The following is a 15,758-nucleotide window of genomic DNA, read 5'->3' on the forward strand; positions in this document are numbered from 1 at the left end:
GTCGACGCCTACGCTCTGGTCATGCCGAGCGTCCGCCACCAGCTGCTCGCGACGGTGATCCCGAGGGTCCGGCGCTCGCGCGAGCTGGAGGACGAGCAGGTCGAGCGGGCCCGGGTCGAGGCCTGGCACCGCACCCTCGCGCCCGGCCTGCCGACCCGGGCGGTGCCCCGGTTCGCGCGACGGTGGGACGTCACCACCGAGGACCTGGGCTTCCCGGCGTACGTCCTCACGCCGCGCACGCGGCCCGTGACGCGCACGCTGTACTACATCCACGGCGGTGCGTTCATGGCCCCGATCGATCCCCTGCACGTCCGCTACGCCACCCGGCTGGCCGACGCGATCGGCGCCCGCGTCGTCATGCCCGACTACCCGCTCGCTCCCGAGCACACGTGGGCCGACTGCCACGACGCGCTCGTCGCCGACGCCGGGCGCTGGGCGGAGCAGGACGGCGGCGTCGTCCTCGCCGGCGACTCCGCCGGCGGCGGCCTTGCGCTGGCGATCGCCATCTCGATGCGCGAGCGCGGGCTGACGCCCGCGACCCACCTCGTCATGCACGCCCCGTGGGTCGACCTCACCACCTCGACCCCGGAGACGCGCGAGGTGGACGCCATCGACCCATGGCTGTTCTTCGGCAAGCTCCAGGCGTACGCCGCGTGGTGGGCCGGCTCGCCCGACGACCTCGGCCGTCCGGAGGTGTCCCCCGCGCTCGCCGACCTGTCGGGGCTGCCGCCGGGGATCGTGCTCTACGGCACGCGCGACCTGCTCCACCCCGGCTGCCGGCTGCTCGTCCGCCGCGCCGCCGAGGCCGGCTGGGACCTGACCGCCGTCGAGGAGCCCGCCCTCATCCACGTCTACGGGATCCTCCCGTTCGCCCCCGAGGCGCGCCGCGCCTTCGGTCAGGTCGTGGCCTTCGTCGAGGGTCGGAGCGTCGGATGAGGCTTCTCACCGCCGCCTTCGACGAGCTGCCGACGCGGACGGCGTACGACGTGTGGCGGCTGCGGCAGCAGGTGTTCGTCGTCGAGCAGGACTGCCCCTACCCCGACCTGGACGGACGCGACCTCGAACCCGCGACGAGGCACGTCGTGCTGCTCGACGACGACGGGGACGAGGAGGTCATCGGCACCCTGCGGGTCCTCGACGACGGTGACCGGGCCCGCATCGGACGCGTGGTGGTCGCGCCGTCGGCACGGGGCCGAGGCCTGGCCGCGCTGATGATGGAGGAGGCGATGGGCCTCTGCGGCGAGCGCGAGGTGCGGCTCGACGCGCAGACGGGTCTGACCGCCTTCTACGAGGGGTACGGCTTCGAGGTCGCGGGCCCGGAGTTCGACGAGGACGGCATCATGCACGTGCCGATGACTCGTCCGCGACGACCATGAGCACCGGACCCAGGACCTCCTCGCGCACCAGCCGCGACTGGGGCGAGAGGCCACGGATGACCGTCGGCGCCACCCACCACCCGGGCCGGTCCAGCGGGTGGCCGCCGAGCGCGATCGTCCCGCCCTCGGTGCCGGCGAGCGCGAGGTAGCGCAGGACGCGGTCCCGTGCGACCCGCGAGCGCAGGGGTCCGCACTGCGTGACGGGGTCGGTGGGGTCGCCGACCTGCACGGAGCGCATCGCCTCGACCGCGAGGGCGAGCGCGTCGTCGTACCGGTGGGGCGGGACGAGGACGGTGCTCGGCAACCGGCAGCCCTGGCCGGCGTTGGCGCCGACGGCGTCGACCGCGGACCTCACGACCTCCTCGAGGTCGTCGTCCGTCGCCTGGGCGGTGCCGGGACCGCCGACGTCGATGCGCGCGGCCTTGCCCGCGCGCGAGGCGGCGACCGTCACTCGTTCGCCGCTGACCGAGGAGCCGGTGAACGACACCGCGTCGATGCGGGGGTCCTGGGTGAGCGCGATCGCGACGTCGACGTCGCGGGTCGTGACCACGTTGAGCACGCCCCGCGGCAGGACGTCGAGCGCGATCCGGCCGATCTCCAGGGCGGCGCTCGACGCCTCGACGGCGGGCTTCAGGACGACCGTGCCGCCGGCGACCAGCACGCGGCCCACCTCCTCGATCGCGACGGCGAGCGGGGAGGTGGCAGGCGTGATGACGACGGTCGCCGCGGCCCGCTGGTCGCGGTCCTCCACCCGCACCTGCGCGATCGGGGCGTCGAGGTGCTCCGCGCGCAGCGACACCGGGACCCCGGTCTCGGTCGCCACGAGCAGGGCGAGGTCGTCGGCGCGGTCGCGCAGGGCCTCCTGGAAGGCGTGGAGCGCGTCGCTGCGGAGCCGGAGGTCGGTGCTCCACGGGGTCTCGAGCAGCGCGCGGCGAGCGGCGGTCGCAGCGGTCGCGGCGTCCTCGGGGCCGGCGTCCGGCACCTCCCACAGCGGCTCACCCGTGGCGGGCTCGACCGCGGTGAACGTGCGCTGCTCGGCGGTCGGCTGCTCCACGCCGTCGACGGGCAGCACCGCGGCGGACCGCAACCTCTTGGACATGGGCCAACTCCACCACGAGCGGGGGCGCGAGCCCCATCCGCCACACGGCCTAGCCTCGGGGTCATGCGCGACGACCTCGGTGCCGACGTCCCTACGGGTGGTCCGGCGCGTCGCGTCGTCTCGCTCGTCCCGTCGCTGACCGAGGCGCTGGCGACCTCGGCGCCCGACGTGCTCGTCGGCGCGACGGACTGGTGCACGCACCCCGCGGACCTCGACGTCCAGCGGGTCCGGGGCACCAAGAACCCCGACCTCGCGGCGATCCGCGCCCTGGCGCCCGACCTCGTCGTGGCCAACCAGGAGGAGAACCGCGAGCTCGACGTACGACGGCTGCGCGAGGCCGGCGTCGCCGTGTGGGTCACCCGGATCGAGACCGTCGAGGAGTCGCTCGACTCGATGTCGCGGCTGTTCACGACGGCGCTGGGGTTGGCGGACCCGTCGTGGCTGGTCGAGGCCCGGTCGCTCTGGGCCAGGCCCGTCGCGGACCGGCTGCGGGTGGCTGTCCCGATCTGGCGCGACCCGTGGATGGTGGTCGGCGCCTCCACCTACACCGACGACCTGCTGGCCCGGGCAGGGCTGGTCAACGTGCTGGCCGGTCTCCACGGCCGCTACCCCACGGTCACGCCCGACGACATCGACGGCGCCGGCGCGGACGTCGTGCTGCTGCCGGACGAGCCGTACGTCTTCACCGGCGACGACGGCCCGGAGGCGCTGCGCACGCCGACGCGGCTGGTGTCGGGACGGCTGCTGACCTGGTACGGCCCCGCGATGGTCGAGGCGCACGCGGTCCTGACGTCGATCGGTGGCTAACCTCCAGCCATGACCCGCGACCCGATCGGCGAGGCCCACCGCCAGTGGGTGGCCCACGGGTGGCCCGAGGCCGCCGATGGCATGGCGATGGTGACCTCGGTGGTGCGGGCACAGCAGCTGCTGCTCGAGCGGATCGACGCCGTGCTCCGCCCGCGCGACCTGACCTTCGCCCGCTACGAGGTGCTGCGACTGCTGTCCTTCGCGCGCGAGCAGGCGATGCCGATGTCGCGGCTCGGTTCCCTGCTGCAGGTGCACCCGACGAGCGTCACGAGTGCGGTCGACCGGCTCGTGGCGCAGGGGTACGTCGAGCGCGTCCGCGGCGACGCCGACCGACGCGTGGTGCGCGCCGTGCTGACCGACGCGGGCCGCCGGGCGGTCGAGGAGGCGACGGCGGCCCTCAACGCCGACGTCTTCGAGGAGCCGGGCCTGCCCGCTGCCGACGTACGCGAGCTGACCGACCGGCTGACCGCCCTCCGCACCGGGCTCGGCGACGGCTCCTGACGGGGACTTCGTACCCGAGTCCTACGGTTGCCGGCCCAGATCTCGGCTGACAACCGTTGCGGTCACCGGACATCCGGTGACTCCAGAAGGAGCACCACATGACTCGCGAGTAGTTAGTAGGACGTCCTACTATCTCACCATGGCCGACCTGCACACGCCGAGGAACCCGATCCGTCTCGTGACGTCGTCCGCGCTGTTCGACGGCCACGACGCGTCGATCAACATCATGCGGCGCATCTTCATGAGCCAGGGCTGCGAGGTCATCCACCTCGGGCACAACCGCTCGGTGCAGGAGGTCGTCGACGCGGCGCTCGAGGAGGACGTGCAGGGCGTCGCGGTGTCGTCCTACCAGGGCGGCCACGTCGAGTACTTCGAGTACCTCGTCCAGTCGCTGCGCGAGCAGGGCGCCGGCCACGTCCGCGTAGTCGGCGGTGGCGGCGGCGTGATCGTGCCGGCCGAGATCGCCCGGCTGCGCGAGTCCGGCGTCACCATCTTCTCGCCGGAGGACGGCCAGAAGATGGGGCTGGTCGGGATGATCAGCTCGGTCGTGGCGGACTGCGACGTCGACCTCTGGAACGACGGCGCGGTGAGCGCCGAGCAGGTCCTCTCCGGCGACCGGTTCGCCGTCGCTCGCGCGATCACCGGGGCCGAGGGCGGCCGCCTCGACGAGGCGATGCTGGTCGAGCTGCGCGCAGCAGCGAAGCGACGTCCGGTGCCGGTGCTGGGCATCACCGGCACCGGCGGATCCGGCAAGTCGTCGCTGACCGACGAGGTCGTACGACGCTTCCGCACCGACCAGCAGGACAAGCTGCGGATCGCCGTCGTCGCCGTCGACCCCACCCGCCGCAAGGGTGGCGGCGCCCTGCTCGGCGACCGCATCCGAGCGAACTCGCTGGACGGCGACCGCGTGTTCTTCCGCTCGCTCGCCACCCGCGGCGCCCACGAGGTGCCCGAGCACCTCGCCGACGTGATCGACGTGCTCAAGGCCGCGGGCAACGACCTGGTGATCGTCGAGACGCCGGGCATCGGGCAGGGCGACGCCGGCATCGTGCCGCTGGTCGACCACTCCCTCTACGTGATGACGCCCGAGTTCGGCGCGGCCTCGCAGCTGGAGAAGATCGACATGCTCGACTTCGCCGACTCGGTCGCGATCAACAAGTTCGAGCGCCGCGGCGCGAAGGACGCGCTGCGCGACGTCGGCCGCCAGCTGGTCCGCAACCGCGAGGCGTTCGGCAAGCAGCCGCACGACATGCCGGTCTTCGGCACCAGCGCCGCGACGTTCAACGACGACGGCGTCACCGCGCTCTACCAGCACCTGCGCGCCGAGCTCGCCGAGGCGGGCCTGCAGGTCGTCGAGGGCACGCTGCCCCACGTCGACGTCCGCCACTCCTCCGGCATCCGGCAGGTCGTGCCGCCGAAGCGCGTGCGCTACCTCTCGGAGATCACCGAGACCGTCCGCGGCTACCACGCACGCACGGCCGAGCTGGCCGAGGCGGCGCGCAACCTGCAGCGCGTGCAGTACGTCGCCGACGCACTGGGAGAAGGTGACGCGACCGGCGTGCACGAGCTGCTCGAGGAGGCGCGCAAGGCCGTGCCGCACGAGGTGGCCGACCAGCTCGAGCGGTGGCCGTCGGTCGTGGAGGCCTACTCCGGGGACGAGCAGACGGTGCGGGTCCGTGACCGCGAGATCACGACGAGGCTCACGAGGGAGTCGCTCAGCGGCAACAAGATCCCCCGGGTCTCGCTGCCGCGGTTCACCGACCACGGCGAGCTGGTGCGGTTCTGGCGCAACGAGAACCTGCCCGGTTACTTCCCCTTCACCGCGGGCGTCTTCCCGTTCAAGCGCGACAACGAGGACCCGGCGCGCATGTTCGCCGGCGAGGGTGACCCGGCGCGCACGAACCGCCGCTTCAAGATCCTCTCGCAGGGCAACGACGCGACCCGCCTGTCGACGGCGTTCGACTCGGTGACCCTCTACGGCCGCGACCCCGACCCGCGCCCCGACGTCTACGGCAAGGTCGGCACCTCGGGCGTCAGCGTCGCGACGCTGGACGACATGAAGGCGCTCTACGACGGCTTCGACCTGGTGTCGCCGACGACGTCTGTCTCCATGACGATCAACGGCCCGGCGCCGACCGTGCTGGCCTTCTTCCTCAACACCGCGATCGACCAGCAGGTCGACGCGTTCCGTGAGCGCGAGGGACGCGACCCGTCGGCGGAGGAGCACGCCGAGCTGTCGGCGTACGCCCTCGCCAACGTCCGGGGCACGGTGCAGGCCGACATCCTCAAGGAGGACCAGGGCCAGAACACCTGCCTGTTCTCCACCGAGTTCAGCCTGCGGATGATGGCCGACATCCAGGAGTGGTTCATCGAGCACCAGGTGCGCAACTTCTACTCGGTGTCGATCTCCGGCTATCACATCGCCGAGGCCGGGGCGAACCCCATCAGCCAGCTCGCGTTCACCCTCGCCAACGGCTTCACCTACGTCGAGGCCTACCTCGCGCGCGGCATGGACATCGACGACTTCGCACCCAACCTGTCGTTCTTCTTCTCCAACGGCATGGACCCCGAGTACAGCGTGCTCGGCCGCGTCGCCCGCCGCATCTGGGCGGTGACGATGAAGGAGAAGTACGGCGCCGGCGAGCGCTCGCAGAAGCTGAAGTACCACGTCCAGACGAGCGGGCGGTCGCTGCACGCGCAGGAGATGGACTTCAACGACATCCGCACGACGCTGCAGGCGCTGATCGCGATCTACGACAACGCGAACAGCCTGCACACCAACGCCTACGACGAGGCGGTGACGACCCCCACCGAGGACTCCGTGCGCCGGGCGCTGGCGATCCAGCTGATCATCAACCGCGAGTGGGGACTGGCGATGAACGAGAACCCGCTCCAGGGCTCGTTCGTCATCGACGATCTCACCGACCTCGTCGAGGAGGCGGTGCTGCGCGAGTTCGACGCGATCAACGAGCGCGGCGGCGTGCTGGGTGCGATGGAGACCGGCTACCAGCGCGGCCGGATCCAGGACGAGTCGATGCTCTACGAGCACCGCAAGCACGACGGCTCGCTGCCCATCATCGGCGTCAACACCTTCCTCAAGGAGTCGGGTCCCGACGCGCAGCCCCGGGAGATCGAGCTGGCCCGCGCGACCGACGCGGAGAAGGAGTCGCAGCTGACCCGCGTGCGCGCCTTCCAGGCCGCCCACGGCGCCGAGGCGCAGGAGGCGCTCGCCCGGCTCAAGGATGCGGCGATCCGGGGCGAGAACGTCTTCGCCGTGCTGATGGACGCCGCACGGGTCTGCTCGCTCCAGCAGGTCACCGAGGCGTTCTTCGAGGTGGGCGGGCAGTACCGCCGCAACGTCTGAGTCAGGAGCTCCCGGTCCGGCCGGTCTGGATCCGGTAGGCCTGCCCCGTGTCACCGCGCATCGGGAGGAGCACGGTGCCGTCCGGTACGTCGGTGCGGACCTCGCACGTCCCGTCCGGCACCTGACAGGTCAGCAGGCGGACCGTGTCGCCCGGGTCGAGCTCCGGGCTCGCCCCACCCTTCACGGACACGCCGACGGCGGTGGAGCCGTCCGCCCAGGCCGACAGGTAGCTGCGCCACCCCTCGGGCAGCTGCAGCCGCACCCGCTCTCCGCCCGGTGACGCGACGGTGCGGACCGTGCCGTCGCGCTTCGTCTCGATCGTCCACGCGCCGTTGGGGCTCGCCAGAGGGTCGAGCAGCGCCGACGGGTCCGCCTCGCGCCCCTCGCCCGTGCTGAGGCTCCACGCGAAGTCGCCGTCCAGCGACCGCCCGTAGAGGTCGTCGTCGTCGATGCCCAGGACGCTCAGCTCGGCCTCGAGGAACTCGTCCTCGGGGTCCGATCCCGGTCGCATGCCGTCCGACGAGCGGACCACCTCGCCCGAGGTGAGGTCGAAGATGGTGACCGTCGCGCCGGTGTCGTCGTCGTTCACCACGATGGCGGCGAGGTGGGTGCCGTCCGGGGACGCGGCCACCATGTCGCCGTCGACGTCGAGGCCGGTGTCGACGGGATCGGAGCCGTCCTCGCCGTAGAGCAGCGGGGCGTCGCGTAGGTCGTCGCCGCGGTCGTCACCGGTGGCCTCGAAGAAGAAGATGCCGTCACCGGCGACGGCGAACTGGGCGATGTCCGCGCCGACGTCGACGGTGGTGCCGTCCTGGAGGTGCACGGTCTGGCCGGACGCCCACACGAGGCCCGTCGGGTCCAGGGGATCGGTGCTGGTCCGCCACGCGGCCGAGTCGTCGAGGTCACCGGTGCCGTCCGATCCGCATCCGGTCAGTGCGAGGAGCGCGAGCAGGACACCACCCGGGACGGCACGCCACATGCGAGCAGCATGGCAGGGGGGCCGCATCACGGGAGCGGCGTGGCACCGCGGAACGCGGAGCCCACGTGGTCGTCGACCCGGGTGTGGTCGTTCGCGGTCGCGACGAGCAGCTCCGCCGCTGCGGCCACGGCGGAGGAGCCGGTCCGCAGGCTGTCGCCGGCCGTCTCGACGAGCTCGTCGATCTCGCGGGCGAGTCCGGCGGCTGCGGGCACGCGGCCGAGCGCGTGCGAGGGCACCCGGAGGCTGCCGAGCGTGGATGCCTCTCGTGCCAGCGCGTCGGCGGGGGCACCGAGGTCGGCGGCCGCCCCGGTCAGGGAGCCGGGCTCGATCTCGAGGTCCTGGCCGATGCCGAGGTCCGAGAGCGGCGTGCGGGTCATGTGGGTGCTGGGCCACAGGTCGCGGTTGTCGTCGAGGCCCCACCACCAGCCCGAGGTGCCGTCCGCCTCCTGGTAGGCACCGGCGCCGGACTCGTAGGTGGTGATCACGTCGCCGTCGACCTCCACGATCCCCTCCGCCATGTTGGGCATGACGTAGGGCTTGCTCCTGTCCCCCGTGTCCGCGTCCTGCACGATCAGGCTGCTCTCGTTGCCGCGACCGTAGGAGGAGCTGAAGACGTACTGGCCGTCACGGACGACGACGCCCTGGCACTGGTTCGGCGTCTCGACGCTGTCCACCTCCACCCAGTCACCGCCCCGCTTCTCGTACACGTGGAGCACGTCGTTCTCGAAGTCGCCGAGGTAGAGCCGGCCGTCGTGCATCGCGGAGTAGGAGCCGCCTCGCACGTCCTGCGGGGGCCGCACAGGATCGACCTCGTCGTCGGCGGTGCCGCCCCTGAGGTCCCGGAGGGAGTAGGTGAACAGCTTCCCGTTGTCGACGACGTACACGTGGTCGCCCTGCACGCTGACCCCGCCGGCGTGGTTGGGGCGGTCCGGCGTGGCGCTGCTGCCCTCGGGGACGGGGAAGTCGCCGCCGAGGCGCACCTCGCCGACCTTCTTGCCGGTGACCTCGTCGATCAGGGCGAGGTAGGAGGTGCCGTCCTCGGTGTAGTAGCTCTGGACGAGTGTGCGCGAGTCGGGGTCGTAGCCCAGTCCCTGCGGGATCCAGCCCCGGTCGTCGCCGCTGGCCGCGGTGTTGGGGATGATCGGGCCGAGGCCGCTGTCGTTGCCGGCCAGCCACTCCTCGTTCTTGCGCAGCCCCTCCTCGACCCACTCCCGGGTCTCCTCGTCGAGGTCGTCGAGGTCGACCTCCTCACCCGTCAGGACACTTGAGACGGCAGCCAGCTGGCGGTTGTAGTCGACGCCCACGCCGACCAGGAAGGCGTTGACGACCCGGGCGAAGATCTCCTCGACCACCGGCGGCAGCCCGGAGGGCCGGTTGCGCCAGAAGCCGATGTAGTGGTCGGCGTGGCTCTCGGCGGTGGTGTAGGCGTCGGCCGCGGTCTCGAGCGCGCCCCGCGCGCGCTCCACCGTCGTACGGGTCAGGGTGATGCCGTTGCGGAGCGTGGACATGCGGGCATCGAAGGCGACGGCACCCGAGCCGTCCCAGACCACCACGTCCTGGGCGTCGGCCACGTCGGACCGCGCGCCCGTCAGCGCGTGGGCCGCCTCCTCGAGCGTCGCCGCCCGCTGCCGCAGCAGCCCCGCGTCGCCCGACACGAGCCGCGCGTGCTCGATCTCCGGATCCGTCACGTCCCACCGTCCCCCCGGTCGCTACCGCCACCGGGCATCATGCCCCGGCCGGCGTGCGACGAAACAGCAGGTCAGAGGTTGATCGTGATGTCGGCGTCCTTGCGGAGGCCCTTCAGCAGCGACTGTGCGACCTTGCCGACCTGCTCGTCCTCGGCCTGCGCGGCGATCTGGTCCTTGACCTCGGCGAAGGGCGGGATCTCCTGGCCCCCCTGACCGGCGGCCTGCTCCTTGGCCTTCGCGTAGATCGCGCGCAGCTCCTTGCCGCTCGGCGTGGTGCTGCCGTCCTCGTCCTCGACGAGGCCCTCGACGAGGAGCTGCATCTCGACCTGGTTGCGGGCCTGGTCCTCGGTCATGCCGTTCTTCTCGATGGCCTCCAACAGCTCGTCGGTGGAGCCGAGCTGGTTCTGCTTCGCGATGTCCTCGAGCTCGGCGTCGACCTGGTCGTCGCTGACCTCGATGCCGCGCGACTCGGCCTCCTGCGTGAGGAGCTCGGTCGAGACGAGGTCATCGGCGGTCTGCTTCTTGATCTGCTCCTCGTCGGGAGCCTGGCCGCTGGTCTGCGCCTGCGCGGCCGCCTGCTGGAAGGCGGCCTCGTAGAGCGGGACGAACTCGTCCTTGGTGACCTCCTCGCCGTTGACCTCGGCCACGACGTCGGGGATGCCGGACAGGTCGGGGCCGTCGGTCGAGCCGGCGTCGGCGCTCGCGCTGGGACTGTCCTTCGCCGAGGCGTCCGACTCCTTGTCGGAGGTCGAGTCGCCCGACCCGCCACACGCGGAGAGGGCGAGGAGGCTGGTGGCGGCCAGGAGGCCGAGGGCGGTACGGGTGCGCATCAGGTGAGTCATCACCCTCGACCGTACGCACCGTTCCTGAGCGCCGTTCTCAGGGGGCGGGGTCGGACTCCGGACCCGAGTCCTACGGTTCGTAGCCGAGATCTCGGCCGACAACCGTTGCGGTCACCGGATGTCCGGTGACTCCAGACCCCGGGGTCAGAGGTGGTCGGGGACGATCAGGGCGTCGGGGTCCTGGCGGACGGGGAGCTCGGCGAGGGCCGTACGCACGAGGGTGAGGCGGGCGGCGACGGCCACTTTCTGCCGCATGCGGCCGACGCCGCTCTCGCCCATCGTCTGCTCGACCGCGGCGGCGATCTGGGCGTCGGTGAACGTCGGCCGCGTGCCGGCCTCGACCTCGATGTCGGGCAGCGCGAGGAGCACGGGCAGCACCTGGCCGCCGACCGCCTCGAGGAGGTGGTAGCGGTCGATCTTGCTCATCGCCTCCCACTTCTCCTCACCCTTGCCGCGACGGCCGATCTTCCCGCCGGCGACGATCTTCGCGGCGGCGGTGACGGCGACGGTCAGCTCGTGCTCGGTGAAGCGCATGGCGCCAGCATGCCCGACGGACGAGGCCTGACGAGATCTGGCTCACACCCGCGTGACGATCCGGCGACTCCGTACGACCAACCACCGAGAACGACAACCGAGTGGAAGGAATCCGTCATGGGTATCGCCGACAAGGCCAAGAACACCGCGCAGGACCTCACCGGCAAGGCCAAGGAGGTCGTGGGCGACGTCACGAACAACGACCAGCTCAAGGCCGAGGGCAAGAAGGACCAGGCCGCCGCCGACGTGAAGCAGGCCGGCGAGAACGTCAAGGACGCCTTCAAGAAGTGACGCCCGCCCGCGTCCGGCAACCGCACGAGGAGGAAACGTGGCACGACCGAAGCGCAACCTGTTCGCCCTGCTGGGCTGGCTCTTCTGGAAGGTGCTGACCCTGGTCGGCCTGCCGCTCGCCAAGCACAAGCTCGCCGAGCGAGGATCGTCCTCGTCGCACCGCAGCGACACCGCGGCGTGAGCCGTCCGTCCGAGGAGGTCCCGTGCGACTGCCCGACCTGGCACCCGAGGACCTCGACCCCGAGCAGCGGGCGCTGTACGACGCCATCGTCGGCGGCCCCCGCGGGACCGGGACGCAGCACTTCCCGCTCACCACGCGGGGAGGGGCGCTCACCGGTCCCTTCGGCGTGATGGTCCACGGGCCCGCCCTCGGCCGGCCCCTCCAGGAGCTCGGGAGCGCCCTGCGCTACGCGACGGGGCTCAGTGACCGGCTGCGGGAGATCGCGATCCTCACGGTCGCGGGCGCGACCCGCAGCGAGTTCGAGCGCTACGCCCACGAGCGCGTGGGTCGCGCCGCCGGGCTGAGCGACGACGAGCTGGCGGCGCTCGCCGACGGCTCGTTCACCTCGTTGAGCCACGCCGAGCAGACGGCGTACGACTTCTGCCGCCGCCTGCTCGACGGCCGACCGCGGCTGGGCAACGAGGAGTACGCCGACCTGGTCGCCGTGCTCGGCACCACCACGATCACCGAGCTGACCGTGCTGGTCGGCTACTACCGCACCCTGTCCGACCTGATGGCGGTCTACGACGTGGGAGCGCCCGAGGAGCAGCAGCCCGGTCAGTAGTGGGCGGTCAGTAGTGGGCGGTCATCACGTGCTTGATGCGCGTGTAGTCGTCGAAGCCGTAGCCCGACAGGTCCTTGCCGTAGCCCGAGTGCCCGAACCCGCCGTGCGGCATCTCCGAGACGAACGGGATGTGGGTGTTGACCCACACGCACCCGAAGTCCAGCTCGCGGGTCAGCCGGTCGGCCGTGCCGTGGTCGCGTGTCCAGACACTGGCCGCGAGGCCGTAGGGGACGTCGTTGGCCATCCGCACCGCCTCGGCCTCGTCGTCGTACGACTGCACGGTGAGGACCGGGCCGAACACCTCCTCCTGCACGATCCGGTCGTCCTGGCGCACGTCGGTCACGACGGTCGGGGCGAAGAAGAACCCCGCGTCACCGTGGCGCTTCCCGCCGGTGCGCACGACCGCGTGGTCGGGCAGGTCGGCGAGGAACGCCTCGACCTTGGCGAGGTGGACCGCGTTGTTGAGCGGGCCGTAGTCGGCCTCGGTGTCGGACGGCGGGCCGGGACGCGTGCCCTCGGCCTCCGTGACCAGCAGGTCGACGAGCTCGTCGTGGATGCTGCTGTGCACGATCACGCGGGTGGCGGCGGTGCAGTCCTGGCCGGCGTTGAAGTAGGCGGCCGCGGCGATCATCTCGGCCGCCCGCGGCAGGTCGGTGTCGGGCGTGACGACCACCGGGGCCTTGCCGCCGAGCTCGAGGTGGGCGCGCTTGAGGTTCTTCGCTGCCGAGGAGGCGACCTCGATCCCGGCCCGGACGGACCCGGTGATCGCGACCAGGCCCGGGGTCGGGTGCTCGACGAGGAGCCGGCCGGTGGTGGCGTCGCCGTTGACGACGTTGAGGACGCCCGGCGGCAGGATCGCACCGGCGATCTCCGCCAGCAGCACGGTCGAGCGCGGGGTGGTGTCGCTCGGCTTGAGCACGATCGTGTTGCCTGCGGCGAGCGCGGGCGCGATCTTCCAGATGGCCATGGCGAAGGGGTAGTTCCACGGCGTCACCTGGCCGACGACGCCGATCGGCTCGCGGCGGATGCTCGAGGTGTGACCCTCGAGGTACTCCCCCGACGACTTGCCCTCGAGCAGCCGGGCCGCGCCGGCGAAGAACCGCAGCTGGTCGACGCCCTGGTCGACCTCCTCGCTCGCGATGTAGCGCACCGGCTGCCCGGTGTCGCGGGCCTGGACCGCAGCGATCTCGTCGCGGCGCTCGGCGATCGCGGTGGCGAGGTCGAGCAGGTGGGCCTGCCGACGACCGGGGGTCAGGCGCTTCCACGACTCCGACGCCCGGAGGGCAGCGTCGTACGCCCGGTCCACCTCCTCGGCCGTCGACACCGGTGAGCGGCCGTCGACCTCACCCGTGGTGGGGTCGACGAGCTCGATGAAGTCGGTCGTGGCGGACTCGACGACCTCGCCGTCGATGAAGTTCGTGATCGTGTCAGTCATCGGACAGTCCCTCTCAGGCGACGTAGATCTTGCGGAGCGTCTCGCGGACGACCCAGGTGGTCTGCTCGCCCTCGCGCAGTCGTACGACGCTGCCCGGAGCGAGGTCGACGGCCTCGCCGTCCTGGAAGGTGACGGTGGCCGACCCGGACAGCACCACGAACACCTCGTCGACCTCGACGTCGGTCGCCGTACCGGGGCTCATCTCCCACACGCCCACCTCCACTCCGGCGACCGCGGCAAGCGCCCGGGAGCCCGCCTCGGGGGACCCGTCGAGGACGGTGCCGGGGTCGAGGGGGGTGGTGGGCACGTCGGCGGCGACGTCGAGCACGCGGAACATGGCAGCCATCCTGCCCCGGCGAACCGTGCGCAGGGGCGACGATCTGTCGGACGTTGCGCCACGCAGCGGACGATCCGGCGGGCGACGGCTCGGGGCTGTCAGGGGAACTGATCTCCACCCCCCAGCTCGTCGGCCAGCAGGGCCACGTGGAGCGAGACGCGGACGTCGGGGTCGTCGAGGTCGGCGTCGAGGATCTCCTCGACGCGGGCGAGCCGGTCGTAGAAGGCGGCGCGCGAGAGGTGCAGGCTGGCGGCCGCCTCGGTCTTGCTCGCCGGGTGCATGACGAGCGCGCGGACGGCGGCGACCAGGTCGGTGCGGGCGCCCGCGGCCCGGTCGTGTCCCTTGAGCGGGGCGAGCTCTCGGTCCGCGAAGAGGCGCAGCCGGTCGTCCTCGCCGAGGAGGGCGAGCAGCCCGCGCAGGTGCAGGTCGGCGAGCCGGTGCACGTCGGGGTCGTTGTCGCGGCGCACCTGGGGTGCCGCGTCGGCGACCTGGCCCGCCTCGGTCACCGACCGCGCGATGCCGGAGCGCGCGGGCACCACCCGCCCCGCAGCCAGCACGACGTCGTGGTGCTGCGCCACCCGCGCCGCGAGGCGGTCCACCAGGTCGTCGACGTCGGCGGTGGGGGCCGCCGAGACCAGCACCCGCAGGTCGCGCTCGACCTCGCTGACCAGCGCGGGCAGGCGCAGCCCGTGGGCGGCGCGGACGACGGTGGCGGCGACCTCGTCGAGGTCGGCGGGTGATGCGGCGCCGACGCGTGGTCGTACGACGACCCCCGCGAAGGAGCGTCGCCGCACCGGGAAGCCGGCCAGCTCGCAGCGGCGCAGCACGTCGTCGGAGTCGGGGTCGTCGGTGAGCCCCGAGAGCAGCTCGAGGTGCGTGCGCCGCATCAGCGTGCCGCGGTCACGGTCGTGCAGGCGGTGGAGGGCGAGGGCGGCCGCCGCACGCTCGGCGACGGCGACGAGGCGCTGGGAGGGCGGCTCGGGAGACCCGATGACCAGGCGGCCCCACGCCTGGTCGGCGGTCCCCAGGCGGGTGACCAACCAGCCGTTGGCGGAGTCCCAGCCCGTCCGGCCGGCGACCTCGACACGGCGCGACCGGGCGGGCCAGCCGTCGAGGAAGCCCCCGGCGTCGTCGGGTCCGGCGAAGTAGTCGAGCGGCCGGTGCTGGGCGTTCTCCACGACGACCGGCCCGGCGACCATCCGCTGCACGGCCTGCAGGATCTCGACCGGACCGGCCTGGCTGAACGACAGCTCGGTGAAGGTCTCGTGCACGCGCTGGGCCTCGCGCAGCTCCGTGAGCTGGCGGTCCACCACCCGCTCCCCCACCTCCTGCGCCAGCGCAGCGAACCGCGTCTCCTGGCCGAGGACGACCAGCGGCAGGCCGTGCCGCTCGCAGGCCGCCACCAGCGGGGAGGGGAGGTCGCCCGACCACCGCCGGCCGAGCTCGACGACGATGCCGACGGCGCCCGACTCCGCGAGCTCGTCGACGAAGGCGTCGAGGGCCGACTCGTCGTCGTCGGCGGGCAGGCCGGTCCCCATCGTGAGCAGCAGGTCCCCGGCGCGCAGCAGCGAGCCTGCGTCGAGGCGCTCGGTCGCGTGCACCCACCGGATCGGCCGGTCGAGCCCGGCCCGGCCTGCGACGACCTCGGGCACGGCACGGCGGAACGCCGGGAGGCCCAGCGCCTCCTCGAGCGTCACTCCCGGTGTCACCTCCGCCATGA

16 protein-coding genes are annotated in these 15,758 nt (G+C 72.4%); 8 read left to right on the forward strand and 8 right to left on the reverse strand.

Features of this window, described 5'->3' with window-relative positions:
• Positions 1-21: 21 nt before the first annotated feature.
• A complete protein-coding gene (locus tag L2K70_RS09550; RefSeq protein ID WP_236401605.1) occupies positions 22-936 on the forward strand; it encodes an alpha/beta hydrolase in 915 nt (304 codons plus the stop codon).
• On the forward strand, positions 933-1,376 hold the full coding sequence (locus L2K70_RS09555; protein ID WP_236401606.1) for a GNAT family N-acetyltransferase: 444 nt from the start codon (positions 933-935) through the stop codon (positions 1,374-1,376). Before L2K70_RS09550 ends, L2K70_RS09555 begins: the two co-directional genes overlap by 4 nt.
• Here the strand turns inward: L2K70_RS09555 and L2K70_RS09560 are convergent.
• Positions 1,339-2,475, reverse strand: coding sequence for an aldehyde dehydrogenase family protein (locus L2K70_RS09560; RefSeq protein WP_236401607.1), 1,137 nt, complete (start codon positions 2,473-2,475; stop codon positions 1,339-1,341). The genes L2K70_RS09555 and L2K70_RS09560 overlap by 38 nt on opposite strands.
• Before the next feature lie 63 nt (positions 2,476-2,538).
• Between L2K70_RS09560 and L2K70_RS09565 the strand changes: the two genes are divergently transcribed.
• From L2K70_RS09565 to icmF, 3 genes are all read left to right on the forward strand, one after another.
• Positions 2,539-3,282 carry a helical backbone metal receptor gene (locus L2K70_RS09565; protein ID WP_236401608.1) on the forward strand — a complete coding sequence of 248 codons (744 nt, stop codon included), beginning with the start codon at positions 2,539-2,541 and terminating at the stop codon, positions 3,280-3,282.
• A gap of 9 nt (positions 3,283-3,291) precedes the next feature.
• Positions 3,292-3,783, forward strand: a complete 492-nt coding sequence (locus tag L2K70_RS09570; protein ID WP_236401609.1) for a MarR family winged helix-turn-helix transcriptional regulator — start codon at positions 3,292-3,294, stop codon at positions 3,781-3,783.
• 139 nt (positions 3,784-3,922) lie between these two features.
• Positions 3,923-7,147, forward strand: a complete 3,225-nt coding sequence (icmF, locus tag L2K70_RS09575) for a fused isobutyryl-CoA mutase/GTPase IcmF (RefSeq protein ID WP_236401610.1) — start codon at positions 3,923-3,925, stop codon at positions 7,145-7,147.
• A gap of 1 nt (position 7,148) precedes the next feature.
• Here icmF and L2K70_RS09580 read toward each other — a convergent pair whose 3' ends face one another.
• The 4 genes from L2K70_RS09580 to L2K70_RS09595 all read right to left on the reverse strand — a co-directional run bounded on the left by L2K70_RS09580 (position 7,149) and on the right by L2K70_RS09595 (position 11,190).
• Entirely contained in the window at positions 7,149-8,126 is a 978-nt protein-coding gene (locus tag L2K70_RS09580) for a hypothetical protein (RefSeq protein WP_236401611.1), read from the reverse strand.
• A 26-nt stretch (positions 8,127-8,152) separates the two neighbouring features.
• Positions 8,153-9,814 carry a WXG100 family type VII secretion target gene (locus L2K70_RS09585; RefSeq protein ID WP_236401612.1) on the reverse strand — a complete coding sequence of 554 codons (1,662 nt, stop codon included), beginning with the start codon at positions 9,812-9,814 and terminating at the stop codon, positions 8,153-8,155.
• Between the two features lie 71 nt (positions 9,815-9,885).
• A complete protein-coding gene (locus L2K70_RS09590) occupies positions 9,886-10,644 on the reverse strand; it encodes a SurA N-terminal domain-containing protein (RefSeq protein WP_236401613.1) in 759 nt (252 codons plus the stop codon).
• A gap of 156 nt (positions 10,645-10,800) precedes the next feature.
• On the reverse strand, positions 10,801-11,190 hold the full coding sequence (locus L2K70_RS09595) for a hypothetical protein (protein ID WP_236401614.1): 390 nt from the start codon (positions 11,188-11,190) through the stop codon (positions 10,801-10,803).
• Positions 11,191-11,307: 117 nt separating this feature from the next.
• Between L2K70_RS09595 and L2K70_RS09600 the strand changes: the two genes are divergently transcribed.
• From L2K70_RS09600 to L2K70_RS09610, 3 genes are read left to right on the forward strand one after another with little or no spacing between them, the layout of a single operon-like run.
• Positions 11,308-11,481 carry a CsbD family protein gene (locus tag L2K70_RS09600; protein ID WP_236401615.1) on the forward strand — a complete coding sequence of 58 codons (174 nt, stop codon included), beginning with the start codon at positions 11,308-11,310 and terminating at the stop codon, positions 11,479-11,481.
• Positions 11,482-11,518: 37 nt separating this feature from the next.
• The gene (locus L2K70_RS09605; RefSeq protein WP_236401616.1) at positions 11,519-11,662 is read left to right on the forward strand and encodes a hypothetical protein; all 144 of its coding nucleotides are present in this window, start codon (positions 11,519-11,521) and stop codon (positions 11,660-11,662) included.
• Between the two features lie 22 nt (positions 11,663-11,684).
• On the forward strand, positions 11,685-12,266 hold the full coding sequence (locus L2K70_RS09610) for a carboxymuconolactone decarboxylase family protein (protein ID WP_236401617.1): 582 nt from the start codon (positions 11,685-11,687) through the stop codon (positions 12,264-12,266).
• A 7-nt stretch (positions 12,267-12,273) separates the two neighbouring features.
• Here the strand turns inward: L2K70_RS09610 and L2K70_RS09615 are convergent, their stop codons facing one another.
• The 3 genes from L2K70_RS09615 to L2K70_RS09625 form a co-directional block, all read right to left on the reverse strand.
• Positions 12,274-13,701, reverse strand: a complete 1,428-nt coding sequence (locus L2K70_RS09615; RefSeq protein ID WP_236401618.1) for a gamma-aminobutyraldehyde dehydrogenase — start codon at positions 13,699-13,701, stop codon at positions 12,274-12,276.
• A gap of 13 nt (positions 13,702-13,714) precedes the next feature.
• Positions 13,715-14,038 (reverse strand): cupin domain-containing protein, encoded by a 324-nt coding sequence (locus tag L2K70_RS09620; RefSeq protein ID WP_236401619.1) that lies wholly within the window; start codon positions 14,036-14,038, stop codon positions 13,715-13,717.
• Between the two features lie 98 nt (positions 14,039-14,136).
• Positions 14,137-15,756, reverse strand: a complete 1,620-nt coding sequence (locus L2K70_RS09625; protein ID WP_236401620.1) for a PucR family transcriptional regulator — start codon at positions 15,754-15,756, stop codon at positions 14,137-14,139.
• Positions 15,757-15,758: the final 2 nt, after the last annotated feature.

The organism is Nocardioides potassii (assembly GCF_021648885.1).
GTDB lineage: Bacteria > Actinomycetota > Actinomycetes > Propionibacteriales > Nocardioidaceae > Nocardioides > Nocardioides potassii.

Bases quoted from the DNA above. Each gene is read 5' to 3' on its own strand.
- L2K70_RS09565 (WP_236401608.1), top strand. From the start codon at position 2,539: ATGCGCGACGACCTCGGTGCCGACGTCCCTACGGGTGGTCCGGCGCGT.
- L2K70_RS09590 (WP_236401613.1), bottom strand. From the start codon at position 10,644: ATGCGCACCCGTACCGCCCTCGGCCTCCTGGCCGCCACCAGCCTCCTC.
- L2K70_RS09620 (WP_236401619.1), bottom strand. From the start codon at position 14,038: ATGTTCCGCGTGCTCGACGTCGCCGCCGACGTGCCCACCACCCCCCTC.
- L2K70_RS09600 (WP_236401615.1), top strand. From the start codon at position 11,308: ATGGGTATCGCCGACAAGGCCAAGAACACCGCGCAGGACCTCACCGGC.
- L2K70_RS09615 (WP_236401618.1), bottom strand. From the start codon at position 13,701: ATGACTGACACGATCACGAACTTCATCGACGGCGAGGTCGTCGAGTCC.
- icmF (WP_236401610.1), top strand. From the start codon at position 3,923: ATGGCCGACCTGCACACGCCGAGGAACCCGATCCGTCTCGTGACGTCG.
- L2K70_RS09560 (WP_236401607.1), bottom strand. From the start codon at position 2,475: ATGTCCAAGAGGTTGCGGTCCGCCGCGGTGCTGCCCGTCGACGGCGTG.
- L2K70_RS09625 (WP_236401620.1), bottom strand. From the start codon at position 15,756: ATGGCGGAGGTGACACCGGGAGTGACGCTCGAGGAGGCGCTGGGCCTC.
- L2K70_RS09595 (WP_236401614.1), bottom strand. From the start codon at position 11,190: ATGCGCTTCACCGAGCACGAGCTGACCGTCGCCGTCACCGCCGCCGCG.
- L2K70_RS09555 (WP_236401606.1), top strand. From the start codon at position 933: ATGAGGCTTCTCACCGCCGCCTTCGACGAGCTGCCGACGCGGACGGCG.
- L2K70_RS09570 (WP_236401609.1), top strand. From the start codon at position 3,292: ATGACCCGCGACCCGATCGGCGAGGCCCACCGCCAGTGGGTGGCCCAC.
- L2K70_RS09580 (WP_236401611.1), bottom strand. From the start codon at position 8,126: ATGTGGCGTGCCGTCCCGGGTGGTGTCCTGCTCGCGCTCCTCGCACTG.
- L2K70_RS09550 (WP_236401605.1), top strand. From the start codon at position 22: ATGCCGAGCGTCCGCCACCAGCTGCTCGCGACGGTGATCCCGAGGGTC.